This window comes from Rugamonas rivuli, from assembly GCF_009380165.1.
GTDB lineage: Bacteria > Pseudomonadota > Gammaproteobacteria > Burkholderiales > Burkholderiaceae_D > Rugamonas > Rugamonas rivuli.
In genome coordinates this window covers 1,039,497-1,063,426 of the sequence record NZ_WHUF01000002.1, presented here as the reverse complement: position 1 = coordinate 1,063,426, position 23,930 = coordinate 1,039,497, and the positions used below count along the sequence as shown (strand labels likewise).

Below are 23,930 nucleotides of genomic sequence, written 5' to 3'. Positions count from 1 at the left end.
ATGGAAACACTGAACTACCGATTCGAACAAGGCACGCAGAGGCTGAAGGCCTCGCCGCAAGTGGTGGGCGTGGTCGGTTCCGGCAACCTGGAAGTGCTGATCGAAGCGGCCGACCTGGCCGGCGCCTGCGCCATCGAGATCACCACCGCCGCCGTCGGCTTCGGGCCGATCTGGGAAGCGGTGATGCGCGACTTCCACCAGCGCTGGCTGCTGGCCGATACCCGCATCTCGATCAACGACATGGGCGCGACGCCCGCCGTGGTCAGCCTGCGCATGGACCAGGCGGTGCAGACCATGCTGGGAGAGCCGCGATGAGCCGTCCCGCAAGCTACCAGGAAGCGACCGCGCGCGAGCGCCTGCAACAACTGTTCGATCCCGACAGCTTTGAAGAATTCCTGCCGCCGTCGGAGCGCGTCATCAGCCCGCACCTGGGGCAGTTGAACGCGCCGGTGGCCTTCGATGACGGCGTCGCCGTCGGCCGGGCAAAGCTGGGCGGCGTCACCGTCTACGCGGCGGCGCAGGAAGGTGGATTCATGGGAGGCGCGGTCGGCGAGGTGCACGGCGCCAAGCTGGTCGGCCTGCTGCGGCGCGCGGTGCGCGACCAGGCCACGGCCGTGGTGCTGCTGGTCGAATCGGGCGGCGTGCGTCTGCACGAAGCCAATGCGGGCTTGATCGCCGTGTCGGAAGTGATGCGCGCCCTGCTCGATGCGCGCGCCGCCGGCATACCGGCGATCGTGCTGGTGGGCGGCTCGAACGGCGCCTTTGGCGGCATGGGCATCGTCTCGCGCTGCGCCAACGTGGTGGTGATGTCGGAAGAAGGACGGCTGGCGATGTCCGGCCCTGAGGTGATCGAAACCGCCAGCGGCGTCGAGGAATTCGATTCGCGCGACCGGGCGCTGGTCTGGCGCACCAGCGGCGGCAAGCACCGTTATCTGATGGGCGATTGCCAGCGCATCGTGGTGGACGATATCGCCGCCTTCCGCGCAGCCGCGCGCGATGCGGTGGCCGCGTTGACCGGCAAGCAGGTGGAGCTGACGCTGGAGGCGCTGGAAACCGAGCAGCAGATGCTGGACGAGCGCATCGCCCGCTTCGGCGCGCTGCACGATCCGGTCGACATCTGGAGTGCGATGCAGATTGCCGACGCGGCCAATATTCCGATGCTGGATGTGGACAGTTTTATCGCGGCCGCCGCCAAGCACCGCATGGGAGCCTGAGGTGGAGCGTCAAAACATGGACTGGAAAAAACTGGCGGACACGCTGTTCCCGCAAGGGCATGCCATCGTCGAGCAGAACGACTTCCTGTGCGGTAGCGCGCAGGTGGACGGACAGGCGCTGGCGGTGATCGGCACCACGGGCCATACGCCGATCGGCGTGGAGATCGCGCTGGCGCAGGCCAAGGCGATCCTGCGCACGGTGCGCGAATTCCCCGGCATGCCTATCCTGATGTTGATCGATACGCAGGGCCAGCGTCTGCGCCATCGCGATGAGATGTTAGGCATTAACAGCTACATGGCGCACCTGGGTAAATGCGTGGACCTTGCGCGGCGCAAGGGCCACAAGATTATCGGCCTAGTGTACGACCAGGCGCTGTCGGGCGGCTTTATCACCAGCGGCCTGATGGCGGACGCCAGCTACGCCCTGCCCGATGCGACCATCCGCGTGATGGGGTTGCCGGCAATGGCGCGCATCACCAAGGTGTCGGAGGAGCGTTTGACGGAGCTGGCGCAGAGTAATCCGGTGTTTGCGCCGGGGCCGGAGAACTATCTGCGCATGGGCGGGCTGGAGGCGATCTGGGAAGGCGATCTGACGGCGCATCTGCGTACCGCGCTCGCTGCCGTGCCAGACGGCGACCAGCGCAGCGCGTTGGGCTTGCAGCGCGGCGGGCGGCGCTGGGCGCAGCCGGTGATCGAGGCCGTGATGACGGATGGTCATGTCCGCGTCGACTAAATCGGCGCAGATGCAGCAGCCAGGGATCGCCGCGCGCGGTCTTGAGCGGCATATGCTGGCCTGGCTTTCCGAGCAGGGCTGGCTGGCAGTGCTGCGCGCGGCGCAGCCGCAGCATCGGGCCGCGCTGACGCTGTGGCAGGGGCAGGATTGGCCGGCTGTGGTGCGGCGCTTCGATGTCGGCGCGCAGCCGGGCGACGTTTGCCTCGGCCTGCCGCTGCCGCCGGACGAACATACCGGCGGAAAAGTGCGTATTTCCCTGTCCGTGCCGGCGCTGGAGATCAGCCGGACATCGGCTGCGGTGGAACTGCGCTCGGCATTGCGCTACGCCGGACCGTGGCGCGAGGCGCTGACGGCGCTGGAGAAGGAGGCCAAGCATCTTCATCTGCGCATCTACGGATCGTTGGCGATGCAGGTGCTGACTGGGCTGCTTTATCTGACGCCCGCTTCCGATATCGACATCCTGTTCCATCCGCGCAGCCGCAAGCAGCTGGAGGACGGCGTGGCGCTGCTGTCGCGGCATGCAGGGCATCTGCCGCTTGATGGCGAGATCGTGTTCCCCGGCGGTTTGGCTGTGTCATGGAAGGAGTGGCAGATGGCGATGACCAATCCGGCGCGTGTGATCGTCAAGGAGCTGCATGCGGTGCGCCTGATGGATACCGCTTCGCTGCTGGCGACGCTGGAGCATGCATGATGCGCGCCACGCCCCGCCAAGCCGCCGCCCCCACCGCACTGCGCACGCGGGCCAGCGTTCCAGTCCCCATGGGGCGCGCGGTGCAACTTGGTTTTGCGGGCGAGGTGGCGCGGCTGGCGTTACGCAGCCTGCATGCGGAGCTTTGCCTGTATCCCAAGCCTGGGCTGGTGTCGCTGGTGGACACCGGCAGCCACGACGACATGAACGCGCTGACCTTCATGCGCAGCCTGTTCTCGCTGCGGCACTACTTCAAGAAAATCTGCCTGGCAGGATGGCACGATGCGCCGTTCTCGCGGCTTAAACAGTTGGGCATCGAAGCGGAGGCCAAGATGCTGATGGCGACACGCGGCATCAACACGCATCGCGGCGCGATCTTCAGCCTGGGCATGCTGTGCGCCACCGCCGGCCGCGCCCGAGCGCAAGGCACGCCGATGACGCCAGCCGCCCTGCGCGCCGCGATGCTGATACGCTGGGGCGAGGAACTAGCCATGCATGCCGCGCCAACCGATGCGCTGGCCGATGCGCCAGCGGCGGGCCTCAGCAACGGCCTGCGGGTCGCGGCGCGCTACGCCGTCAGCGGTGCGCGGGAAGAAGGTGCGCTTGGCTTGCCCTCGGTGTTTGAAATCGGCGTCCCGGCGCTGCTGGCCTCACGCGCACGCGGCGCCAGCATGACGCACGCCCGCATCGATACGCTGTTCACACTGATGGCGCGCATCAACGACAGCAACGTCTATCACCGCGCCGGCCCGCAGGGCGCGCAGACCGTGCGCGCCCACGCCCAGCGGTTCATCGACCTTGGCGGCACGGCCAACGCCGGCTGGCACGCTGAAGCGCTGGCCAGCCATCAGGTATTCATCGAACAACGCCTGTCGCCAGGCGGCGCGGCCGACCTGCTGGCCGCCAGCTGCCTGGTACAAGCCATCGCCGCCATGGACTGCAGTCTGCGATGACGTCCTACGGCGCCCAATCCCGCCTGCTGCTGCTCTGCCCCGGCCAGGGCGGACAGCACGCCACGATGTTCGACCTGGCCCGCAGCAGCCCAGCAGGCCAGGACGCCAGCGCGCTGCTGACCGACCTCGCATTGACTGGCCTGACGCTGACCGGCGACACGGACATCTACGCCAACCGCACCGCCCAGCCGCTGATCGTGGCCGCCACGTTGTCGATGTGGGCGGCGATACGCGAGTTCGCGCCGACGCCGGCGCTGGTGGCCGGCTACAGCATCGGCGAGCTGTCCGCCTACGGCATCGCAGACGCCTTGCAGCCGGAGACCGCGGTCCGTTTGGCCGCAGAACGCGCGCAGCTGATGGACGAATGCGCCCTTGCCCTGCCCGGCCAAACACTGATGGCGATCTCCGGCCTCGCGCTATCCCGCGTCGCATCCCTGCTTGCCGAACACGCTTTTTACATGAGCATAGAAAACGCCGACGACGCGTGCATCGCCGGCGGCCCGGCGGCAAGCGCCGCTGAGCTGGAGGCAGCCGTGCACGCAGCCGGCGGCCGCAGCACGCGCCTGCCGGTGGAAGTAGCCTCGCACACGCGCTACATGCAGGCCGCCGTCGCGCCCTTCGCCGCAGCCTTGCAGCGCACAGAATTCCAAACCATGAGCGCGCCCGTACTGGCAGGGATAGCCGCGATAACCGTCAACACCAAAACGCAAGCGGTAGACCAGCTCTCGCACCAGCTGGCCGAAACCATCCACTGGTCCGCCTGCATGGACGCCGCCGCCGAAGCCGGCGTCACCTACGCGTTGGAACTAGGCCCCGGCGCCGCGTTATCGCGCATGCTGCAAAGCCGCCACCCGCATATCAACACCCGCTCCGTGGCCGACTTCCGCACGCTGGACGGCATCCGCAAATGGCTGGAGCGCGCCGCCGAATAACGGGCGGTGTAAAACTCAACCGCGATTATTCTGCATCGCCCAGGCGACGATATTGGACGCATCCATCGCGCCCGGCTGCCGCGCCACCTCGCGCCCGCCCTTGAACAACGCCAGCGTCGGAATGCTGCGGATCGCATAGCGCGCCGCCAGCTCCTGCGCCTCCTCCGTATTCAACTTCACCACACGGAACTGCGGCTCCAGCCGCTGCGTCGCCTGCGCATAGAACGGCGCCATCGTCCTGCACGGCCCGCACCATGGCGCCCAGAAATCCACCAGCACAGGAATGTCGCTGCGTTCGATATGCTTGAGGAAGCGCGCGGCCGACAACTCCAGCGGCTGTCCGGTGAACAGCTCCTTCTGGCACTTGCCACACACAGGCTGTTGCGCCAGCTTGGCTGCAGGCACGCGGTTCACGGCGTCGCAATGGGGGCAAACAATGTGCAGCGACTCAGGCTGCGCGGCGGTGGTATTCGTCATCTTTATCTCCAGACAGCATCAAGCCGCCCATGATAAAGCAAGGACAAAAAAAATGCCGCCCACCGCGAGTCGAATCGCGGCGGCGGCGAAGATCACATGCTATCGGCTTCGATGCCCGCTTCAGGTTTCTTTGCGTGCGCCGGTTTGCTTGCCGGCTTGCGCTGCCTGGGCGGCAGCCTGCGACTGGGAGGCTTGTCCGCCCTGCATGCTGCCTTCGCGGCTTTCGGTGCCGTTGGAGCCGGCGCTTTGCATGGTCGAACTGCCGCGCATTTCGTTGCCGCGCGATTGACGCACTCCGTCCGCATGGCCGGCAAACGGATCGGTGAAGCGTTCCACCGCATCCTGATGGCTGCGCAGGGTTTTTTCCGTTTCTTCCGACGTCACGCGGGCCACTTCATCGGCCAGGGCCTTAGCGGTGCGGCTGGTTTCCTGCACATGCTCTTCCGCCACTTTGGACAGGTCGACCTGGGTGTCCGCAGCGATGCGCGACAGATGCTGCTGATAGGCGCGCAGCTTTTCCGCCGCAGGCTGGGCATGGGCGGCGACAGCGGCGAACGCTTCCGTCGGACGATGCGCGGTGATGACGTGCTGGCCCGCCGTCGTGCTTTCTTCCAGCATGGTTTGAGCCAGTTGAATGTTCAGATCGCTGTACTGCTGAACGGTACGGAACAGGGATTTCGACATGTCGTTGAAGAACGACAATTGGGCTTCCATATGGTTTTTGGCTGCTGGGGTAACAATTTGGGAAAATGGATACATAAATGCCTCGAAAAGAAAGTAAGGATGGCCTGGGGGTGTCGAACCGGTTTCGACGACGCGTCTGCAGCGCGAATGCCAAGGCTACGTTAGACAGTCCCGCGACCTCTGATCTAGATCAAAGGTGTGCCATCCCTCTTCTCTTCAGTCCCGCGCGCTCCGCCATCGTTGATAGCCGAGGCCGCCTATGGTCAGCAGCAAGCCAAGCAGCAACTGCACGCTCACCGTTTGCACGCTGGCCACGCCGTTGAAACCGACCACATCCAGCGCAGGCACCTTGGTGGCCTGCGTGGCCACATACAGGCCGAACAGGAACAAGGCCAGGAAGGCGCGCGCTGTGCGGCTCAGGTTGCCCAACATGCTGGCCGCGCCGGCCAGCGTCAGCACGCCGGTCAGCAACGCGGCAGCGCGCAGCGGTTCCGTCATCGACCAGCGCAGCAGCACCGGCGCCGCGAACAACAGCGCCAGCAGGCAGGAAGCCAGCAACTGCGCGGCGTAGCGCCGTCCGCTACCGCCCGGTACCGTGCCGCTCATCGCCGCCACGTCGTGCTGGTGGTCGCGCACGCTGATGTCGCTGACCAGGATGCCCCAGATGGCGACGGCGGCAATCGTCACGCCGCCCAGCGCGACGGCCGGCACGACACTGCCCACGACCAGCAGCACCAGCGCCGCAAGGATGGCCGCAGGATTGGACATCAGCGTCAGTGCCAGCACGGCCAGCGCCTGGCCGGCCAGGCCGGGCACGCGGGCCGCCAGCGCAAACAGCGGGCGCACCAGCCGTGTCAACGGCCGCATTAAGCGGTTAACCAGCGCCAGCGGCGACCAGCGGCCGCTGCCCGCTGCCCGCACCTTGACGCGGTCCGGCGAGAAGCGGTGGAACAGCCAGAAGGCCGGCAGCAGCGGCAGCATGGCCAGCAGCGCGCAGCCCAGGCGCGTGAACACCAGTTGCGCCGACCATAACCAGGTAGGCAGGAACACCGGCGGCAGCGCGGCATCGAAGGTGCCGCCGCCGAGCGCGAAACTGGTACTGTGTATGGTCTCCTTGATCATCAGCACCGTGGCGGCCAGGCCGGAAAAATCGAGCAGCAGCAACGGCGTCCAGCCAAAGCTGCCTTCGACCGAGACTGCGGCGGGCAGCGCCATCTGCGTCAGGTACAAGAGAAAATACAGCACGTCGCCGCGCTTGCCCATCAGCGGCGCCCAGGAGTCGCACAGCAGCGCCATCGCGGCGGTGAAGAACACCAGCGGCAGCATCATCAACGCGAACATCTGGCCGTAGACCAGCAGCTGTATCGGCCCCTCGCCGCGCACGACGTGCAGCACCAGCATGGTCAGCATGAAGATCACCAGCAGGCCGCCCAGATAAGCCACGCTGCCCAGCCAGCGGCCGAACAGGAACACGGCGCTGCTCACCGGCGTGGCCGCCAGCACCGAGCCGGCGCCGCTGCGCACGTCCTCGCTCATGCGGCCGCGCGCGAGGTAAAAGCCAAGCCCGCGAGGCCGAAGAACAGGCCGCCCAGCCCCGCGCTGCCCAAGGCCAGGCAGCTGCTGGTGTAGGCTACGCGTACGTTGTCGACCACCAGCATCACCTGGCTGCCGGCCGGATCGCCGACCATCAGCCAGGTCAGGACGATCAGCGCCAGCACGGCCACCAGCGTGCCGGTGCGGCGCATGCGCAGCCGTACCTCGGTCAGCAGCAACAGCTTCAATGCCAGCGCGTTCATACCACCGCTTCCTGCACGGCGTAGCGCCGCGTCATCAGCGCTTCTTCAAGAGTCGGTTCTGCAGGCACCGCGCCAGCGCACGGCGACGAGGAATGGGCGATGCGCAGGTGGATGCCATGCTCGTTGCGCTGCGCCTGCAGCACCTGCACCTCGGCGCGCAAGGCGTCGTAGTGCTGCGCCTCCACCGTCACCGACCACACCTGGCTGCGCGCGGTCTGCACGAAGCTGTCCGGCGTGTCATAGGCCACCAGCTTCCCTTTGTTCATGATGGCCAGGTGGCTGGCCATGTTCTCGATGTCGGACACGATGTGGGTCGACACGATCACCAGCTTGCGGAAGCCGATCTCCGACAGCAGATGGCGGAAGCGCAGCCGTTCTTCGGGATCGAGGCCGGCGGTCGGCTCGTCGACGATCAGCACATCGGGATCGTTGAGCAGCGCCTGGGCGATGCCGAGGCGCCGCTGCATGCCGCCCGAGAAGCCTGCCGCCTGCCGGTTCGCATGCTCGTGCAGGTTGACCATCTCCAGCAGCATGCGCAAGCGCGCCGGATCGCGCACGCCCTTCAGCGCCGCGAAGTACTGCAGGAACTCCAGCGCCGTCAGGTTCGGATACACGCCGAAGTCCTGCGGCAGGAAGCCGAGCCGCCCGCGTATCGCGTCCGGCTGCTTGACGATGTCGGCGCCGTCGAACAGGATCTGGCCGCTGGTCGGTTTGGTCAGCGTGGCGATCATCTGCATCAGCGAGGTCTTGCCCGCGCCATTGTGGCCGATCAGGCCGACCACGCCGGCCGGCAGATTCAAACTAACGTCGTCGACTGCCCGCACGTTCTTCGTATAACTTTTAACGACATTGCGCAATTCAAGCATGTACAAAGGGCTCCTGGAAATGAAAGCGGGGCCGGCCCAGCACAATGCTGGAGCCGGCCCCGCAGACGGACGCCCTATTCTACTGTGTTATTTAAATAACACGGCAGCTTTTTGCACCGTCAGCCACACGCCGATCGCCAGCGGAATGCCGACCGCCAGCCAGCCGAAAGCCACCGCCACCGGGCTGGTGACGCCGTTCGAAGCGACGGCGTTGCCGGTCGATGCGGCCGCGTCGCGCTCGTGCGCCAGCTTCTTCTCGGCGGCCAGTTCGGCCTCGCTCATGAAGTGCTTGTCGGCTACCGGGCGCACCATCAGATTGCACAGCAGGCCAATCACCAGCAGGCCCGCCAGCAGATACATGGTGATGTCGTAGGCCTGCGCCTTCGGCACGCCCTGGGCGATCTGGTACTCGCGGATGTACGTCACCAGCAGAGGACCGAACACGCCGGCCACCGACCACGCGGTCAGCAGACGGCCATGGATCGCGCCCACCATCTGGGTGCCGAACAAGTCGGCCAGGTAGGCCGGCACGGTGGCGAAGCCGCCGCCGTACATCGACAGGATGATGCAGAAGGAGCCGACGAACAGCGCCAGCTGCGCGCCATGCGCCATCGATGGAATCAGGCCGTACAGCGCGATGCCCAGCACGAAGAAGATGCCGTAGGTAGCTTTGCGGCCCAGGAAGTCCGAGCACGAAGCCCAGACGAAACGGCCGCCGATGTTAAACAGCGACAGCAGGCCGGTGAAGCCGGCGGCGATCGCGGCGATCTGCCCTTTCTGCGCCAGCGTCAGATCGTTGAACGCGACGTTCACGCCCAGCAGCTGGCCGGCGAAGATCTCCTGCAGCAGCGGCGAGGCCATGCCCAGGATGCCGATACCGGCCGTCACGTTCAGGCACAGCACCAGCCATACCAACCAGAATTGCGGTATGCCCCACACCTTGCTGGCGTGGACATGGCGGCTGGTGATCATGGTGTTGGCGCTGGCCTTGGCCGGCGGCGTCCAGCCGGCCGGTTTCCAGCCGGTGGGCGGCACGCGGTACGACAGCGCGCCTGCCATCATGAAGACGAAGTAGATCGCCGCCATCACCAGGAAGGTCTGCCACACGCCGACCGAATCCGGCGTGGCGAAGAACTTCATCAGCTTGTCGGCCAATGGTGCGCCGATCATCGCGCCGCCGCCGAAGCCCATGATGGCCATGCCGGTCGCCATGCCGCGGCGGTCCGGGAACCACTTGATCAGCGTCGACACCGGCGAGATGTAGCCGAGTCCCAGGCCGATGCCGCCGATCACGCCGGAGCCCAGCCACATCAACCAGATCTGGTGCTGGTACACGCCCAGCGCCGAGATCACCAGGCCGCCGCACCAGCACACAGCCGACACCACGCCGGCCTTGCGCGGGCCCGCATGTTCCAGCCAGCCGCCGAACAGCCACGCGGCCAGGCCGAGGAAGACGAAGAACATCGTGTACATCCAGCCCAGCATGGAGATCTGCCAATCGCAGCTCGACGACAGGATCTTGGCGATCAAGTCCATGTCGGCCGGACAGGCCAGCGACTCCTTGATGCCCAGCGCGCGCGACAGCGGCAGCCAGAACACGGAAAAGCCGTAGGCCATGCCGATACACAGGTGGATAGCCAGCGCCGCAGGCGGCACCAGCCAACGATTGAAACCGGAGCCGGCTACCGTCCGCTCCTTATCCAGAAAATCAAAAATTGCCATGCACAACTCCTTTAAATTCATGTAACTAGAGTACATGTTTCCCCAGAACAACTAGGGGCGGAGGGTAGCACAAAGCAAGTGAGTTTGTCTTACGGATATCGTTTCAAATCGTCCAACGTGAACCACAATTCCTTGCGGTTCAGCGGGGTTTGCGGCGTCAGCAGCGGGTTGGGCAGGTTGATCACCAGCCGATGCTCGAAGCGGGCATTGCGCAGCAGGCGGCCGTAGTGCAAGTAAAACAACTGTTCGAAGCTGCCGTCGGCCAGCGCCGCTTCCAGCCCCGTCCGCACGGCCTCGGCCAGCGCCGGATTGTTGCGGTTGACGAAGAAATAGTCGGCGGTCGGATAGTGGATCACGATGTAGGGATCGATCGCCAGCTCGGGATGGCGCGCGGCCTCGGCCCAGATCTCGTTGGCCGAACGCGGCGCCCAGTCGATGCGGCCGGCGTTCAGCATGCCGAACAGGCCGCTGTAGACCGCCACCGGATGCACTTTCAGCCCGCTGTGGCGCAGGATCTGCACGTCCGGCCAGTCGTGGCCCTGGGCGGTGGTGTAGCGCTTCAGGTCGTCGACCGTGCGCACGTCGCGCAGCAAGTCCTTGTGGTCGGCCCGCACCAGGCCGATGCGCCAGCCGATCAGGCCACGCGTCATCGGTATCCGCACCGGCAGCAGCGCTTCCTCGCGCTCGGCCGAGGTCATGGTGCCGACGATGTCGATGCGGCCCGAGCCGGACTGCAACTCCACCAGCGCCCGGTTCTGCTGCATGCGCGTCGGCGACAGCTCGACGCGATAAACGCCGCCGGACTTGGCCAGCGCCAGCTCCAGCAGCGCCTGGCCGTACTCGCCACGCTCGTCATCGATGCTTTCGGCGCGCGGATAGCGGACCACGATGGGTTCGGCCAGGGCGGCGACGGCCGCAGCCGAGAGCAGGCAGACGCACAGCAGACGACGCAGAATAGACATGGATTTCATCCAGAAAGTATCTGTTTTTCAATACTCGCCCAGTTGCCCGGCGGCGTCAAGCCTGCTGAAATTTTAGTCAAACCTGTGCACATGGCCGCAGAACGGTGTACACTTTCGCTACTTGCCGAAGGGAAATATCATGGCCATCGCCGCACTCAGCTCAGGAATCACCGGACTCAACGCCTCGGAACGCGCGCTGGGCAACAGCGCGCACGCGATCGCCAACATCGGCACCCAGGGCTTCCAGCCGACGCAGGCCGTGTTCAAGGAAAACGCCCCGGCCGGCAGCGGCGTCTCGATCTCTTTCCAGGCGCAGCAACTGCAAGCGGCGGACGCGCCCAGCGGTACCGACCTCGCCACCGAAACCACCAACTCGCTGGTCTACAAGGCGCAGTTCGACCTGTCGGCCAAGGTGATCCAGGCCGCCGACCAGAATATCGGCACGCTAATCAACACCAAAGCTTGACAGGGTCTGGCCGAGTCGGCACATTGAAGTCTTCCGAAGAGGGAGACCATGATAAGAGACCAGGAAACGCTGAACATCCTGCTGGATAGCATCCGCCGCTTCGTGCGCGAACAACTGGTGCCGCACGAGCAGCTCGTGGCCGACACCGACCAAATCCCTCCAACGCTGGTGGCGCAGATGCGCGAACTGGGCCTGTTCGGCCTCTCCATCCCCGAAGCCTACGGCGGCCTTGGCCTGACCATGGAAGAGGAAGTGCTGGCCGCATTTGAAATCGCCCGCACCTCGCCCGCCTTCCGCTCGCTGTTCGGCACCAACAACGGCATCGGCTCGCAGGGCATCCTGATCGACGGCACCGAAGAGCAAAAGAACGCATGGCTGCCGCGCATGGCTTCCGGCGAGATCGTCGGCGCCTTCGCGCTGACGGAGCCCGGCCACGGCTCGGACGCCGGCGCTCTCGACACCTCCGCCGTGCGCGACGGCGACCACTACATCATCAACGGCACCAAGCGCTACATCACCAACGCGCCGGAAGCCGGCGTGTTCACCGTGATGGCGCGCACCGACAGCAGCCGCAAAGGCCCGAGCGGCGTATCGGCCTTCATCGTCGAACGCGACACGCCCGGCATCTCGCTCGGCAAGACGGACAAGAAGATGGGCCAGCGCGGCGCCCACACCTGCGACGTGATCTTCGAAAACTGCCGCGTGCCCGCCGCCAGCATCATCGGCGGCAAGGAAGGCCAGGGCTTCAAGACCGCCATGAAGGTGCTGGACAAGGGCCGTCTGCACATCTCGGCGATCTGCGTCGGCGTGGCCGAGCGCATGCTGGACGATGCGCTGCGCTATGCGATGGAACGCCAGCAGTTCGGCCAGCCAATCGCCGAGTTCCAGCTGATCCAGGCCATGCTGGCCGACAGCAAGGCCGAAATCTACGCCGCCCGCAGCATGGTGCTGGATGCAGCCCGCCGCCGCGACAACCACGAGGACATCTCCACCGAAGCCTCGTGCTGCAAGCTGTTCGCCTCCGAGATGTGCGGCCGCGTGGCCGACCGCTCGGTGCAGATCCACGGCGGCGCGGGCTATATGTCCGACTACGCGGCCGAGCGCTTCTACCGCGACGTGCGGCTGTTCCGCATCTACGAAGGCACCTCGCAGATCCAGCAACTGGTCATCGCCCGCAACATGATCAAGGCGGCCGAGGGCTGATGGACGCCATCGACACCACCCAGATACTGGCGACGCTGCCACAACGCCTGAGCGGCATCCCGCGCCGTTGGGCGGAGCGTGCACCGCAAGCCTGGGCGCTGCACGATGGCGCGCGCCATTGGACCTATACCGAGCTGGCGGCCGCCATCGACGCCACCGTGGCGCAGCTGCGGGCCTTGCAGATACGGCCCGGCGACCGATTGATGGTGGTCGGCGAGAACTGCGCGGCGCAAGTGGCGCTGATCTTCGCCGCCGCCGAGGTGGATGCGTGGATCGTCAACGTCAACGGCCGCCTGTCCGCTCGCGAGGTGGACCAGATCCGCGATCACAGCGGCGCGCGACGCGTGATCTACACGTCGGCACCAGACGCCGCATCGGAGACCGCGGCGCATGGCCTGCGCCATGGCGCCGTGAGCGCGCCCTCGCCGTTCGGTCAGTGGATGATCGGCGACCTCAATCCCGACTGCGCGCCGGAGCCGGTGCATGCCTCGTCGGCACAACAGGTGGCTGCGCTGATCTACACCACCGGCACCACCGGCCAGCCGAAAGGCGTGATGCTCACGCACCGCAATCTGCTGTTCATCGCCGCAGTCTCCAGCACCTTGCGCGGCCTGACGACTAGCGACCGGGCCTACGGCGTGCTGCCCATCACCCACGTCTACGGCCTGGCCTCGGTCATGCTGGGCACTTTGTACGCGGGCGCCTGCCTGTACCTGTGCCCGCGCTTCGCGCCGGACGCCGTGTTGAAGGCAATCCGCGACGACGGCCTGACGATACTGCAAGGCGTGCCCGCCATGTACGCGCGCCTGCTGGAGACGCTGGGCGACACCAGCGCGCCACTGACGTCGCGACTGCGCTTCATCTACGCCGGCGGTTCTCCGCTTGCACCCAGCCTGAAAGCGCAGGTGGAACGGCTGTTCGGCCTGACGCTGCACAACGGCTACGGCATGACCGAAACCTCCCCCACCATCAGCCAGACCCGCCTGGACCAACCGCGCGGCGACGACTCGGTCGGCCAGGCCATCCCCGGCGTGGAAGTGCGCCTGGTCGATGCCGGCGGCGCCGACGTCACGAACGCTGCGGACGGCGAGCTATGGGTGCGCGGCCCCAACATCATGGCCGGCTATTACCGCGAGCCGGAACTGACAGCGGCAGCGATGCGCGACGGCGGTTGGCTCAACACCGGCGACGTCGCCCGGCGCGATGCCGACGGCGCGCTGTTCATCGTCGGCCGCACGAAAGAGTTGATCATCCGCTCCGGCTTCAACGTCTACCCGCTGGAAGTGGAGACGGTGCTGAACGCGCATCCGGCGGTAGCGCAATCGGCCGTGGTGGGCCGCGTCGCCGCCGACGGCAATGAGGAAGTAGTGGCCTTCGTCGAAATCGATCCGCGCCGCCAGGTCACGCCTGAGGAATTGCAGCAGTACTTGGCGGGCCTGCTGTCGCCGTACAAATGTCCATCAGAGATTATCGCCATGCAGGCCCTGCCCGCAGCGGCCACCGGAAAAATATTAAAAGGGCAGCTGCGGCAACTGGCACAAAGATAACCACACCAAGGGGAGACCGGCATGAAAAACATCACAATCGCGGCACTGATCGCGATGGCAATGGCAGGCGGCGCACGTGCCGAGGAATTCACGGTCGGCGCGGAACTGCCGCTGACAGGCACGCTGGCCCGCGTCGGCTCCGGCATGCAGGAAGGCGTGATGGTCGCCGCCGAAGTGTTCAACAAGACCAACGGCAAACACAAGATCAAGATCGTCACCATCGACGACGAATCGGCGCCGGCCAAGGCGGTAGCCGCTGTCGAGAAGCTGGCCAGCCAAGGCGCGGTGGCGATCACCGGCGGCTACGGCTCCAACAACATCTCCCCCGCATCCGACGCGGCCAACAAACTGGGGCTGGTCTACATCACCTCCGGCGGCGTGGACGATAGCCTGGTCAACAGCGGCCGCAAGAACTTCTTCCGCATCAATAACACCGCAGGCTATGAAAAAGCCGTGCAGGGACTGCTGGCGGACATGGGCGTGAAATCGGTGTCCATCGTGTTCTCGACCAAGGAAGCCACGTCCGACCTGGCCAACTCGGTGCAGAAGGTGTTGGCCACCAAGGGCGTCAAGGCCGTCACCCATTCCTTCGACCCGGCCATCACCGACTTCAAGCCGATCATCAACAAGATCAAGCTGCAGGACAAATCGGAAGCGATACTGATGGTCGGCTACGAGAACGATTACGTCGGCATCCTGCGTGCCGCGCGCGTACTCAAGCCGCCCGTCAAGGCGATGATAGGCGTGTGGTCGCTGGCGACGCCGAAGATGGCGTCCGAATTCCCGGACCTGATGCCCAATGTGTACGGCACCGCGCTGCTGCCCTTCCCCGCGCACTTCGACACGGCGGACGGCAAGGCCTTCGCCGAGGCCTACAAGGCGTTGTACAAGAAGGAGCCGGACTATCTCGGCCAGTTCGGCTATGTGCAATCGATGCTGCTGTTCGAAGCCATCGCGCGCGCCGCCGACAAAGGCACGGTAAAGAAAGGCGGCGTGGCCGAAGAGCTGCGCAAGACCGACCGCGACACGCTGATCGGCCGGGTGCAGTTCGGCGCCAATGGAGACAATCCCAACTTCGTGCACCGCATGGGCCAGCACCAGGGCAAGAACATCGTCATCGTCTGGCCCAAGGAGACGGCGACCGGCAGCATGGTGTATCCCGGCCTGCCCTGGTAAGCCGTCGTGACGGAACTGATACTCCAGGCGTTGTATTCCGGCCTGCTGCAAGGCGGCTCTTACGCCCTGATCGCACTGGGCCTGGCGCTGGTGTTCGGCACCATGCGGGTGATTAACCTCGCCCACGGCGAGCTGGTGCTGCTGGCGGCTTACATCGCCTACTCGGTGGAATCGGGGCTGGGGCTCAATCCGGCATGGGCGATACCGATAGCGCTGCTGGTGGTCAGCGCGACGTCGGCCGGCGTGTACTGGATCGTCAGCCGCATCAAACAGGATCGCGAGATCAACTCGCTGATACTCACCTTCGGCATCGGCGTGATCCTGACCAACCTGATACTGCTGATCTGGAAGGCCGACGTGCGCTCGACCAGTTCCAGCTGGTTACAGGAGGCCTTCGTGGTCGGGCCGCTGTACAGCATGCGCAGTGAATTGATCTTCTTCGTGGTCAGCCTGCTGCTGATGGGCGGCTTGTGGTGGTGGCTATCGCGCAGCTGGTATGGGCGCGCGCTGCGGGCCGTGTCCAGCAACCGCGACGCCGCCAAATTGATGGGCATCGCGCCGGGCCGCACGGAGCTGGTGTCGTTCATCGTGGCCGGCATGCTGGCCGGGTTTGCGGGCGTGGCGCTGTACAGCTACGGCGTGATCCAGCCCGCGTATGGCGGCGCGCTGACGGTCAAGGCCTTCATCATCACCGTGCTGGCGGGCGTGGGGTCCATCCCCGGCGTGCTGATAGGCGCAGTGCTGCTTGGCGTGGCCGAAGCGCTGACCGTCACGCTTGCCAGTTCGGCACTGCAGGAATTGGCCGGCATGACCTTGTTCCTGCTGGTGCTGTTCGTGATGCCGAATGGCCTGATGGGCGCGGCCCGGAGGCGCGGATGAAGCGCGTGTGGTGGCTCGCCGCCCTGGCCGCAGCATATGGCGCCGTGCCCTTGCTGCTTGGCGCCGACAACTACATCATGAGCCTGATCGTCGCCGCCATGGTGATCGGCTGCGTAGCCTTGTCCTGGGCGCTGCTGGGCAACTTGGGCGGCATGGTCAGCTTCGGCCACAGCGCCTTCTTCGGCGTGGGCGCCTACGTATCGGCCATCGTGACCGTCAAGCTGGGCGTGCCGGTGCTGGCCGGGCTTGCGCTGGGCGGCATCGGCGCGCTGCTCGCCTCCGTGGTGATGCTGCCGGTGCTGCGGCTGCGCGGCCCCTACTTCGCGCTCGCCATCCTGGCCTACGCCCACATATTCCGCATCCTCGCCACCGAATGGACCTCGCTCACCGGCGGCTCCGGCGGCATCGCCAACATCCCCGGCCTGCCGACCATCCTCGGCTACGACATGAGCGGCAAAACCGGCGCCTACCTGACGATACTGACCATCGTACTGGCATTCGCGCTGGCCTACCGCGCCATCCGCGCCAGCCATTACGGCACCGCCCTGCGCGCCATGCACGACAGCGAAGACGCCACCCGCGTGGTCGGCGTTAACAGCACACTGCTCAAGGGGCTGATGCTGATGGTCTCCGCCTTCATGGCCGGCGTGGCTGGCGCGTTCAACGCCCACTACATCAACTTCCTCGAACCGGACTACGCCTTCAACGGCCTGTGGGTGACGCTGCCCATCGTCGCCGCCATCTTCGGCGGCTACCGCACCATCGCCGGGCCGGTGGTCGGCGCACTGGTGGTCTACCTGCTGGACCAGCTGGTGTTCAAGACCCTGATCCCGACCGGGCATCAACTGGTGCTGGGTGGGCTGCTGGTAGCGATGATCATCTTCAGTCCCACCGGCCTGCTCGCCCTGCTGCGGAGGAAAGACCATGCTTGAGCTGAACAATCTCTCGGTCCGCTTTGGCGGCCTGACGGCGGTCAACGCCGTCACCCTGACGGTCGGCACGCACGACGTGGTCGGCCTGGTCGGCCCTAACGGCGCCGGCAAGACCACGCTGTTCAACGCCATCTCCGGCCTGGTGCGGCCGACCGGCGGCACGATACGCTTCGACCGACAGGACGTGATCCGCACGCCGATCTACCGGCGCGCGCGGCTGGGCATAGGCCGCACCTTCCAGATCCCGCAGCCCATGCACGAGCTGACGGTGCGCGAGAACCTGGTGGTGGCGCAGCGCTTCGGCACCGGCAGGATCGACGACGACAAGATCGACGAGATACTGGAGTTCACCAGCCTGGCCGACAAGGCGCATCGCGACGCCGCCACCGAACTGGCGCTGACCGAGTTGAAGGCGCTGGAAGTGGCGAAGGCGCTGGCCACCACGCCCAGGCTGCTGTTGCTGGACGAAGTACTGGCAGGCCTGGAGACCAGCGGCAAGCGGCGCTTCATGGGCATGCTGAAGGAGATGCACGAGCGCTTCGGCGTGGGCATCGTCATCATCGAGCACGATATCGAGACCATCAACTCTTTGTGCCAGCGGGTGGTGGTGCTCAACTTCGGCCAGTTGATCGCGGACGGTACGCCTGATGCGGTGTTCAACGATCCGGAAGTTATTCGAAGCTATACCGGAGCGGCGCATGCTTGAACTGGACCAGGTACGCGCAGGCTACGGCGCGATCAACGTGTTGTGGGATGTATCGCTGAAGGCGGAAGCGGGCAAGCTCACGACGATCATCGGCCCCAATGGCGCAGGCAAGACCACGCTGCTGCGCGCGATCATGGGACTGGTGCCAGTGACCGCCGGCGAGATCCGTTTGAACGGAGAGCGCCTGAACGGAACGCCGACATGGGAAATGGCGGACCACGGCATCGCCATGATCCCCGAAGGCCGCATGGTCTTCCGCGACATGAGCGTGGAAGAGAACCTGATCATGGGCGCCTTCCACAAATCGCACCGCCAGCATGTGAAGCGGCGATTGGAAGAAGCCTACGAGATGTTCCCACGCCTGCGCGAGCGGCGCACGCAACTGGCCGGTTCGTTGTCCGGCGGCGAAGCACAAATGCTGGCGATGGCACGCGGCCTGATGTCCGATCCGCGACTGCTGATTATCGACGAGCCCTCGCTAGGCTTGGCGCCGTTGATCGTCAATGAACTATTCGAGATACTGGAACGCCTCAAAGCTGGCGGCCGCACCATCGTGCTGGTCGAACAAAATACCGAGCGTGCGGTGGCCGTAGCAGATCATGTCTACCTGATGCAAAGCGGACGCGTAGCCCTGTCCCAATCGGCATCCGAGGTCCAGCTCCAGCACCTCCACGACCTTTACTTTGCGCGCTGAAATGCAGGCCACTTAAAGGCTAGCACGTGATTTCAATTAAACCCATGAACAACGCAACGATCAGGCCGATGATTCCTCCAATCCCCACCCCAGCGATGACGAGGACACTCTTGAAAAGAATATTGCCAATCGACGCAGCAGGAACTTGTGCAGTGTCATTCATCGTTTTTCACCCGATATAAATGCGCGCTCAGAAATCCGCCGCATGATGTCTTGTTCAAGGTCGTCTGCCGACTGACCGCCCTGCTTAACGGCAGCCATGATGGAATGTACGTCCATCCCACCTGCTCTTGATGCCTCGACCAGGCTCCAGGTTCTTACCGCTCTTTTTCCACTTCTGCAGTACATCAAAATGGGCTTCGGAGCGTTTCTCAGCGCTTCTGCAAGCTGTGCAACGGACTGTTGCGGAATCTCGCCGTGTGGCACGGGCACGTAGTAAAATTTTACGTTGTTCGCCTTTGCCGCGACCGACATCGCCGTCGACGTAGGCTGGTCAACCGCTTCCCCGTCGGGGCGCAAATCAATGATCGTGGCAAAGCCTCGCTCCTTGAGCTGGCCTATTGCCTCCTGTTTGATCTGCTCCGTCACGGAGATGTCTTGCGTAAGTTTATTAACCGGCGCAAGCCGTGGATTTTTCAAATGAAAATAGCCTGCCAGGCACAATACAATTCCAATGCCGGCCAAGATGGAAAAGAAAAAAGTTCTCATCAATTTAATCCTCTAATACGAAACCGCAGGAACTGCCTCCAACTTAGGGGTTCTTAGCCAGCTGGGGATCAACCTTCGTCGGTATTAATTCGTTCGTCAGCTTGAGAAACAAGCTGCCATCCGGCAGTCGTGATTCCATGACGGTTTTCACGAAACCTTTCGCCTGCGGGAAGAACCATGATGGGGTCAACCTTCAATCCTGAGCCCATTCTTACCCTCAAAAATTTTACGAAGGGCGCCCCGAAGAGTTTCCATCTTACAGTCGTCAATACCAATCAAACGAATTGTGTAACTGCTATGACCATCCAGTTGCGCCGCAAGCTTGTCATCCAATGAAATGCTCAAAGTCGAACCTCCCAGTACGACGGAAAGATCGCTGACCTTACGATTGACTTGATCAAGCACCATCACTTCAATTTCATCTTCATCTGGAAACCTGGAAAGTGAAAAGCAATAGTTCTGATCTTGGTCGAAACAATAAATCAACGCCATTTGGTAATGATCGTCAAACGGCGAGGCAGAGAAGGTTGCGTTAAGATACATTGGAGTTTTTACGTTTTATATACCAAGAAAAAGCGATGCGTTGAACGCTTCTGGCCAAACTCGGCCAAGCCCTAATACTAGCATTCTGGCTCGGGCTAATCAGCGAAGCCTGATACGGTCAGAGAAGTCTATTTCTTTATCAAGCGCCCTCGCCTTGTCGGTGATGTGGGCTTGCCGCCGCAGCGAGTCGAAGCTACCCTGCCCGGCAAGCGCACCGATATCGAACAGGTAGCGGTCCAGATAGCCCGACGCCAGCAGCCGCCAATCGAGCGGCAAGCCGGGATCGATGCGACGCGCCATCTCGAAGACGATGGTGGTGCAGTTGGCGATCAGCGTGTTGTAGAAGCGCGGCTCGCGTTTGAGCAGCGCGCCTTCGTCCAGATAGGACAGGAACAAGGAACGCATCGCCTCCGGCGGCATCTTCAGCCGGTACAGATACATGTCCTCGCCGCGCACGTTGGTGCGCACGCGCAGGATGTCGCGCTCGTCGGCGGCGATCAGCACCGTCTCGAAACGTTTGAAGAAACCGGCGATGGCGTCGAAGCTCTCGCCGCGCTCCTTGCGTATCTCGATGGAGAACGTCAGATAGCGCCCATCAGCAAAGCCGAACGACACCAGCGTATGCGCGATGGCCGGCCCCATCCAATACGACAGCGCCACATCGACAGACTGCAGCAGGCTCAGATCATACTGCCGCTGCTCCCAGCGCTGCGTGTAGTCGGTATCGCTGCGCCAGTCGAAATTGCGCACCTGATCCAGCGTGACCACGCTGCCCTGCACCCGCCCCGTGACCATGCGCGCCACGTCGTCGGCCCACACGCGGTCATGACTGGGCTTGATGGTGCTCCACCATCCCATCATCAACACGATCGCCGCCAGCCATGGCAGCAGCATGCGCGCATTCCGGCGCCACCACCACAGCACCAGCGTTACCATGCTGGCTGTGGCCCAGATCAACGCCACAGCAGGCGCAGCCTGGAACCACAACGCACCCACGCCCCAAAACGACAGGCACAGCACCACGAACGCGGCGCACAGCTTGCCGGCGAGAGTCAGGTATTTTTTTATCATCCCCGATTATAGGGGCTTAATCCTCTTTATCGTCGACACTGCTCCCGCAGCCGATCTGGACGCATATTACTTTTAATGCAATACTCACGACCACGCCAATTATTCCGATAAGTACCAACATGGCGGTTCCCGTAAAGGTAGAAGAGACGCTTCACTTTAACGGCGCCGCGCTTATCAAGCCAATATCAAATACGGCGGCCATCTATCTCGAAACGGCATAACGGTGATTTCACTTAAACAGTTTAAATATTTTGTAGAGATCGTGGAGGCCGGCAGCTACTCGCGCGCGGCGGAGAAGCTGTACATCGCGCAATCTGCACTGAGCCGGCAGATCAAGGAGCTGGAGGACGAGCTGCAAACCCAGCTGCTCACGCGCGATTCGCGCCATATCGAGCTGACGCCGGCCGGCCAGCTGTTCTTCGAACGCAGCAAACGCATCCTCGACGACATCGACCACACGGTGGTCCAAGCCCGCCAGGTGGGACTGGGCGCGCAAGGCCTGATCCGCTTGCAGCATTCCAGCTCGGTGATCCTGACGCCCGCGCTGACGGGCGCGCTGAGCCGCCTGCTGACGGAGTTCCCCGGCGCGACGCTTGAAATCTCGATGGCGCCGTCGGAAGACCAGACCATGGACATCGAGGAAGGCCGCGCCGACATCGGCCTGATCCGCATGCCGACCTTGCGCAAGTATCCGCACATCCAGGTGCGCGAGCTGGCGACGGAGCGGCTGGTGGTGGCGGTGTCGCAGCACTCGCCGCTGGCGGCGCTGGACAATATCGAGCTGGCCGACCTGCACGACGAAGCCTTCATCTCGATCCCGCACAAGAGCCGGGGCGGCCTGAGCTATCTGGTGGCCAATCTGTGCCTGGACCAGGGTTTCTTTCCGAAGCAGGCGCGGGTGCTGTCGCGCAAGTCTTCGCAGTTGAGCCTGATCGAGGCCAACCTCGGCATCGCCATCGTGCCCGAGTGCATGCGGCTGATGGCGCCGGCCGGCGTGCGCTTCATTCCGTTGTCGGGCGGCGGCCTGTTGACCAAGGTGGGCCTGGCCAGCCGGCGCCAGGCGGAGCCGCTGGTGTCCGCCTTCGCCGACGCCCTCGTCCGCGAACTCAATCCGGCATCGTAGCGGGCGACTGATGGCGCTGGCATGTGGCACACTGGACGCCTGTAGATAGTCAACGAGGATGGCATGAGCGCGGGACCGGAAGACCAGGATCAACCACCACCGTCGCAACACCGGCGCAGCACCGACCAGGACCGCCGCGCGCCGCGCCAGGATGTCGGCACGCCGCGCTACCTGGATCCGGGCGACACCGTCTTCACTTTGTGGGGCCGCGTGCTGATGGCGCGCTACCGCCGCATCGCGGCCGCCGCCACGCGCCATATCATTCAACGGCCGCTGCACATCGGCGTATCGGCCCGTATCTTCCATCCCGAGCCTGGCGCCACCGGCCTGCGCAGCAAGAACCTGCAATATCTCGAAGAATCCATCGCGCAGTGGGTGATGTCGCGCGACGTGCTGGTGTTCATGATCCCCACCGTCAACATCGACGGCCTGCTCCACCCGTCCAACATCCGCCTGCGCGACTATGCCAAGCATCTGGACGGCCTGGTGCTGCAAGGCGGCGCCGATGTGTCGCCGCAAAGCTATTCGGAAACGCCAACCCGTCCTGAATGGGGCGGCGACCGCGCGCGCGACATGTATGAGCTGGAGCTGCTGCACGAGTTTGTCGAGGCCGGCAAGCCGGTGCTGGGCATCTGCCGTGGCTGCCAGCTGATCAACGTGGCTTTCGGCGGCACGCTGTACCAGGACATCGCCTCCGACGTGCCCGATTCGCTGGCCCACGTCAACGACGACTACGACCGCAACCGCCACGAAGTCAGCTTCCCGGCCGGCTCATCGCTGTCCAAGCTGTTCAGGGGCAAGAGCGCCGGGCTGGTCAACTCCATCCACCACCAGGCCGTCAAGACGCTGGGGCGCGATATGGCGGTGGAAGCCTTGTCCGTGCCGGACAATATGGTCGAGGCCATCCGCTACCGCAAGGCGCCGTTTGTGATGGGCCTGCAGTGGCACCCGGAATTCCACCAGGCCGGCGGCGTCGAATTGCTGGACTGCACCGCCATCCTCGACAATTTCCTGCGCGTCGCGCGCGAGACACGGTTCTAGGCCGCCGCAAAATTATTGGCCGGAGATGCTTGCCGGGTGTAAACTCATGGCTTACACCGATGAGGTCTTCCATGACGGGTCCGCGTTGCGCCACCATGATCGCTGTCAGCTGCCTGCTGCTGCCTTTGGGCTGCGCCGCTGAAAACGCTATCAATGTCGGCTATAGCGAACGTCCGCCCTACATGATCCCGATGCCGGACGGCGCCCCAAGCGGCCTGACCGGCACGCCCACCGCCAAAGCCTTCAAGACCGCCGGCATCCCCGTGGTCTGGCACAACGTGCCGACCAACCGCCAGCTGATCATGATTCACGACGCCACTGCGCTGAACTGCGCGGTCGGCTGGTTCTGGACGGCGGAGCGCGATGGGTTCGCCAAGTTCACCAAGCCAATCTATCGCGACAAGGACTGGATGGTGCTGGCCAACGCGGCCCTGGCGGCGCGCGGCGATACGACGTTGCGCGCGTTGTTGCAGCGGCCGGAAACCCGCATCCTGGTCAAGGATAACTACTCCTACGGCACCGAGCTGGACAAGCTGCTGGCGCCGCGCAGGGCCAGCCTGGCAATCTCCACCGCCGCCTCAGGCAAGATGGTGCAGTCGATCGCCAAGGGCGTGGTGGACATGATGTTCGTCTCCGAAGATGAAGGCCATTACATCATGGCCCACCATCCCAGCGAGCAGACCCGCAACCTGCGCCTGCTGCACTTCAAGGACATGCCGCACGGCCCCGAACGCCACATCATGTGCAGCAAGGCCGTGCCGGACGATGTCATCAACCGCCTCAACAAGGCGATCACGCTTAAATAGTTTCTATC

Annotated in this window: 28 protein-coding genes; 17 read left to right on the top strand and 11 right to left on the bottom strand. The window is 64.2% G+C overall.

The features are described from left to right. From mdcC to GEV01_RS09975, 6 genes are read left to right on the top strand one after another with little or no spacing between them, the layout of a single operon-like run. Complete coding sequence (gene mdcC, locus GEV01_RS10000) at positions 1–315, top strand: malonate decarboxylase acyl carrier protein (protein ID WP_070271277.1); 315 nt, start codon at positions 1–3, stop codon at positions 313–315. Continuing rightward, entirely contained in the window at positions 312–1,214 is a 903-nt protein-coding gene (locus GEV01_RS09995; protein WP_152803826.1) for a biotin-independent malonate decarboxylase subunit beta, read from the top strand. Before mdcC ends, GEV01_RS09995 begins: the two co-directional genes overlap by 4 nt. Before the next feature lie 16 nt (positions 1,215–1,230). Next, entirely contained in the window at positions 1,231–1,947 is a 717-nt protein-coding gene (mdcE, locus tag GEV01_RS09990; protein ID WP_152803824.1) for a biotin-independent malonate decarboxylase subunit gamma, read from the top strand. Continuing rightward, positions 1,931–2,638, top strand: coding sequence for a malonate decarboxylase holo-[acyl-carrier-protein] synthase (gene mdcG, locus GEV01_RS09985; RefSeq protein WP_235914298.1), 708 nt, complete (start codon positions 1,931–1,933; stop codon positions 2,636–2,638). The genes mdcE and mdcG overlap by 17 nt, the downstream gene beginning before the upstream one ends. Then, entirely contained in the window at positions 2,635–3,588 is a 954-nt protein-coding gene (mdcB, locus tag GEV01_RS09980) for a triphosphoribosyl-dephospho-CoA synthase MdcB (protein ID WP_152803822.1), read from the top strand. Before mdcG ends, mdcB begins: the two co-directional genes overlap by 4 nt. Next, on the top strand, positions 3,585–4,520 hold the full coding sequence (locus GEV01_RS09975; protein WP_152803820.1) for an ACP S-malonyltransferase: 936 nt from the start codon (positions 3,585–3,587) through the stop codon (positions 4,518–4,520). Before mdcB ends, GEV01_RS09975 begins: the two co-directional genes overlap by 4 nt. A 15-nt stretch (positions 4,521–4,535) precedes the next feature. On the opposite strand, the gene trxC is transcribed toward GEV01_RS09975, so the two are convergent. The 7 genes from trxC to GEV01_RS09945 form a co-directional block, all read right to left on the bottom strand. Next, positions 4,536–4,997: a thioredoxin TrxC gene (trxC, locus tag GEV01_RS09970; RefSeq protein ID WP_152803818.1), complete on the bottom strand. Its 462-nt coding sequence runs from the start codon at positions 4,995–4,997 to the stop codon at positions 4,536–4,538. Positions 4,998–5,117: 120 nt separating this feature from the next. Continuing rightward, a complete protein-coding gene (locus GEV01_RS09965; protein WP_235914297.1) occupies positions 5,118–5,711 on the bottom strand; it encodes a phasin family protein in 594 nt (197 codons plus the stop codon). Between the two features lie 186 nt (positions 5,712–5,897). After that, positions 5,898–7,217: a hypothetical protein gene (locus tag GEV01_RS09960; RefSeq protein WP_235914296.1), complete on the bottom strand. Its 1,320-nt coding sequence runs from the start codon at positions 7,215–7,217 to the stop codon at positions 5,898–5,900. Beyond that, a complete protein-coding gene (locus GEV01_RS31100; protein WP_235914295.1) occupies positions 7,214–7,477 on the bottom strand; it encodes a hypothetical protein in 264 nt (87 codons plus the stop codon). Before GEV01_RS31100 ends, GEV01_RS09960 begins: the two co-directional genes overlap by 4 nt. Continuing rightward, positions 7,474–8,343 carry an ABC transporter ATP-binding protein gene (locus GEV01_RS09955; protein WP_152803815.1) on the bottom strand — a complete coding sequence of 290 codons (870 nt, stop codon included), beginning with the start codon at positions 8,341–8,343 and terminating at the stop codon, positions 7,474–7,476. The genes GEV01_RS31100 and GEV01_RS09955 overlap by 4 nt, the downstream gene beginning before the upstream one ends. An 87-nt stretch (positions 8,344–8,430) precedes the next feature. Next, complete coding sequence (locus GEV01_RS09950) at positions 8,431–10,065, bottom strand: OFA family MFS transporter (protein ID WP_152803813.1); 1,635 nt, start codon at positions 10,063–10,065, stop codon at positions 8,431–8,433. Between the two features lie 89 nt (positions 10,066–10,154). After that, positions 10,155–11,027, bottom strand: coding sequence for a substrate-binding periplasmic protein (locus tag GEV01_RS09945; protein WP_152803811.1), 873 nt, complete (start codon positions 11,025–11,027; stop codon positions 10,155–10,157). A gap of 139 nt (positions 11,028–11,166) precedes the next feature. On the opposite strand from GEV01_RS09945, the gene GEV01_RS09940 reads away from it, so the two are divergent. Genes GEV01_RS09940 through GEV01_RS09905 form a run of 8 tightly spaced genes read left to right on the top strand, consistent with a single transcriptional unit; the run spans position 11,167 to position 18,630 of the window. Next, the gene (locus tag GEV01_RS09940; protein WP_152803809.1) at positions 11,167–11,493 is read left to right on the top strand and encodes a flagellar basal body rod C-terminal domain-containing protein; all 327 of its coding nucleotides are present in this window, start codon (positions 11,167–11,169) and stop codon (positions 11,491–11,493) included. A gap of 48 nt (positions 11,494–11,541) precedes the next feature. After that, positions 11,542–12,696, top strand: a complete 1,155-nt coding sequence (locus GEV01_RS09935; RefSeq protein WP_152803807.1) for an acyl-CoA dehydrogenase family protein — start codon at positions 11,542–11,544, stop codon at positions 12,694–12,696. Next, positions 12,696–14,243 (top strand): class I adenylate-forming enzyme family protein, encoded by a 1,548-nt coding sequence (locus GEV01_RS09930; RefSeq protein WP_152803805.1) that lies wholly within the window; start codon positions 12,696–12,698, stop codon positions 14,241–14,243. The genes GEV01_RS09935 and GEV01_RS09930 overlap by 1 nt, the downstream gene beginning before the upstream one ends. A gap of 21 nt (positions 14,244–14,264) precedes the next feature. Next, on the top strand, positions 14,265–15,419 hold the full coding sequence (locus GEV01_RS09925; RefSeq protein WP_152803804.1) for an ABC transporter substrate-binding protein: 1,155 nt from the start codon (positions 14,265–14,267) through the stop codon (positions 15,417–15,419). A 6-nt stretch (positions 15,420–15,425) separates the two neighbouring features. Then, positions 15,426–16,298 (top strand): branched-chain amino acid ABC transporter permease, encoded by an 873-nt coding sequence (locus GEV01_RS09920; protein WP_328595474.1) that lies wholly within the window; start codon positions 15,426–15,428, stop codon positions 16,296–16,298. Next, entirely contained in the window at positions 16,295–17,230 is a 936-nt protein-coding gene (locus tag GEV01_RS09915) for a branched-chain amino acid ABC transporter permease (protein ID WP_152803801.1), read from the top strand. Before GEV01_RS09920 ends, GEV01_RS09915 begins: the two co-directional genes overlap by 4 nt. Next, on the top strand, positions 17,223–17,936 hold the full coding sequence (locus GEV01_RS09910; RefSeq protein WP_152803799.1) for an ABC transporter ATP-binding protein: 714 nt from the start codon (positions 17,223–17,225) through the stop codon (positions 17,934–17,936). Before GEV01_RS09915 ends, GEV01_RS09910 begins: the two co-directional genes overlap by 8 nt. Further along, positions 17,929–18,630 carry an ABC transporter ATP-binding protein gene (locus tag GEV01_RS09905; protein WP_152803797.1) on the top strand — a complete coding sequence of 234 codons (702 nt, stop codon included), beginning with the start codon at positions 17,929–17,931 and terminating at the stop codon, positions 18,628–18,630. Before GEV01_RS09910 ends, GEV01_RS09905 begins: the two co-directional genes overlap by 8 nt. 19 nt (positions 18,631–18,649) lie before the next feature. Here GEV01_RS09905 and GEV01_RS30745 read toward each other — a convergent pair whose 3' ends face one another. The 4 genes from GEV01_RS30745 to GEV01_RS09890 form a co-directional block, all read right to left on the bottom strand. Then, positions 18,650–18,793, bottom strand: coding sequence for a hypothetical protein (locus GEV01_RS30745; protein ID WP_175023001.1), 144 nt, complete (start codon positions 18,791–18,793; stop codon positions 18,650–18,652). Next, entirely contained in the window at positions 18,790–19,338 is a 549-nt protein-coding gene (locus GEV01_RS09900; RefSeq protein WP_152803795.1) for a TIGR01244 family sulfur transferase, read from the bottom strand. Before GEV01_RS09900 ends, GEV01_RS30745 begins: the two co-directional genes overlap by 4 nt. A 186-nt stretch (positions 19,339–19,524) precedes the next feature. Further along, the gene (locus GEV01_RS09895) at positions 19,525–19,881 is read right to left on the bottom strand and encodes a transcriptional repressor (RefSeq protein WP_152803793.1); all 357 of its coding nucleotides are present in this window, start codon (positions 19,879–19,881) and stop codon (positions 19,525–19,527) included. 99 nt (positions 19,882–19,980) lie between these two features. After that, entirely contained in the window at positions 19,981–20,952 is a 972-nt protein-coding gene (locus tag GEV01_RS09890) for an Lnb N-terminal periplasmic domain-containing protein (protein WP_152803791.1), read from the bottom strand. A gap of 223 nt (positions 20,953–21,175) precedes the next feature. Between GEV01_RS09890 and GEV01_RS09885 the strand changes: the two genes are divergently transcribed. The 3 genes from GEV01_RS09885 (at position 21,176) to GEV01_RS09875 (ending at position 23,922) form a co-directional block, all read left to right on the top strand. Beyond that, a complete protein-coding gene (locus tag GEV01_RS09885) occupies positions 21,176–22,075 on the top strand; it encodes a LysR family transcriptional regulator (RefSeq protein ID WP_328595473.1) in 900 nt (299 codons plus the stop codon). 63 nt (positions 22,076–22,138) lie between these two features. Continuing rightward, complete coding sequence (locus GEV01_RS09880; RefSeq protein WP_152803789.1) at positions 22,139–23,116, top strand: gamma-glutamyl-gamma-aminobutyrate hydrolase family protein; 978 nt, start codon at positions 22,139–22,141, stop codon at positions 23,114–23,116. Positions 23,117–23,187: 71 nt separating this feature from the next. After that, positions 23,188–23,922 (top strand): transporter substrate-binding domain-containing protein, encoded by a 735-nt coding sequence (locus tag GEV01_RS09875; RefSeq protein WP_152803787.1) that lies wholly within the window; start codon positions 23,188–23,190, stop codon positions 23,920–23,922. The last annotated feature ends 8 nt before the right edge of the window (positions 23,923–23,930 follow it).

Excerpts from the sequence above, each read along its gene's own strand:
- GEV01_RS09880 (WP_152803789.1), top strand. The coding sequence starts at position 22,139 with ATGAGCGCGGGACCGGAAGACCAGGATCAACCACCACCGTCGCAACAC.
- GEV01_RS09890 (WP_152803791.1), bottom strand. The coding sequence starts at position 20,952 with ATGATAAAAAAATACCTGACTCTCGCCGGCAAGCTGTGCGCCGCGTTC.
- GEV01_RS09915 (WP_152803801.1), top strand. The coding sequence starts at position 16,295 with ATGAAGCGCGTGTGGTGGCTCGCCGCCCTGGCCGCAGCATATGGCGCC.
- GEV01_RS09960 (WP_235914296.1), bottom strand. The coding sequence starts at position 7,217 with ATGAGCGAGGACGTGCGCAGCGGCGCCGGCTCGGTGCTGGCGGCCACG.
- GEV01_RS31100 (WP_235914295.1), bottom strand. The coding sequence starts at position 7,477 with ATGAACGCGCTGGCATTGAAGCTGTTGCTGCTGACCGAGGTACGGCTG.
- mdcG (WP_235914298.1), top strand. The coding sequence starts at position 1,931 with ATGTCCGCGTCGACTAAATCGGCGCAGATGCAGCAGCCAGGGATCGCC.
- GEV01_RS09975 (WP_152803820.1), top strand. The coding sequence starts at position 3,585 with ATGACGTCCTACGGCGCCCAATCCCGCCTGCTGCTGCTCTGCCCCGGC.
- trxC (WP_152803818.1), bottom strand. The coding sequence starts at position 4,997 with ATGACGAATACCACCGCCGCGCAGCCTGAGTCGCTGCACATTGTTTGC.
- GEV01_RS09940 (WP_152803809.1), top strand. The coding sequence starts at position 11,167 with ATGGCCATCGCCGCACTCAGCTCAGGAATCACCGGACTCAACGCCTCG.
- mdcE (WP_152803824.1), top strand. The coding sequence starts at position 1,231 with ATGGACTGGAAAAAACTGGCGGACACGCTGTTCCCGCAAGGGCATGCC.
- GEV01_RS09905 (WP_152803797.1), top strand. The coding sequence starts at position 17,929 with ATGCTTGAACTGGACCAGGTACGCGCAGGCTACGGCGCGATCAACGTG.
- GEV01_RS09900 (WP_152803795.1), bottom strand. The coding sequence starts at position 19,338 with ATGAGAACTTTTTTCTTTTCCATCTTGGCCGGCATTGGAATTGTATTG.
- GEV01_RS09935 (WP_152803807.1), top strand. The coding sequence starts at position 11,542 with ATGATAAGAGACCAGGAAACGCTGAACATCCTGCTGGATAGCATCCGC.
- GEV01_RS09910 (WP_152803799.1), top strand. The coding sequence starts at position 17,223 with ATGCTTGAGCTGAACAATCTCTCGGTCCGCTTTGGCGGCCTGACGGCG.
- GEV01_RS09950 (WP_152803813.1), bottom strand. The coding sequence starts at position 10,065 with ATGGCAATTTTTGATTTTCTGGATAAGGAGCGGACGGTAGCCGGCTCC.
- GEV01_RS09895 (WP_152803793.1), bottom strand. The coding sequence starts at position 19,881 with ATGTATCTTAACGCAACCTTCTCTGCCTCGCCGTTTGACGATCATTAC.
- GEV01_RS09925 (WP_152803804.1), top strand. The coding sequence starts at position 14,265 with ATGAAAAACATCACAATCGCGGCACTGATCGCGATGGCAATGGCAGGC.
- GEV01_RS09930 (WP_152803805.1), top strand. The coding sequence starts at position 12,696 with ATGGACGCCATCGACACCACCCAGATACTGGCGACGCTGCCACAACGC.
- mdcC (WP_070271277.1), top strand. The coding sequence starts at position 1 with ATGGAAACACTGAACTACCGATTCGAACAAGGCACGCAGAGGCTGAAG.
- GEV01_RS09965 (WP_235914297.1), bottom strand. The coding sequence starts at position 5,711 with ATGGAAGCCCAATTGTCGTTCTTCAACGACATGTCGAAATCCCTGTTC.
- GEV01_RS30745 (WP_175023001.1), bottom strand. The coding sequence starts at position 18,793 with ATGAATGACACTGCACAAGTTCCTGCTGCGTCGATTGGCAATATTCTT.
- mdcB (WP_152803822.1), top strand. The coding sequence starts at position 2,635 with ATGATGCGCGCCACGCCCCGCCAAGCCGCCGCCCCCACCGCACTGCGC.
- GEV01_RS09875 (WP_152803787.1), top strand. The coding sequence starts at position 23,188 with ATGACGGGTCCGCGTTGCGCCACCATGATCGCTGTCAGCTGCCTGCTG.
- GEV01_RS09995 (WP_152803826.1), top strand. The coding sequence starts at position 312 with ATGAGCCGTCCCGCAAGCTACCAGGAAGCGACCGCGCGCGAGCGCCTG.
- GEV01_RS09945 (WP_152803811.1), bottom strand. The coding sequence starts at position 11,027 with ATGTCTATTCTGCGTCGTCTGCTGTGCGTCTGCCTGCTCTCGGCTGCG.
- GEV01_RS09955 (WP_152803815.1), bottom strand. The coding sequence starts at position 8,343 with ATGCTTGAATTGCGCAATGTCGTTAAAAGTTATACGAAGAACGTGCGG.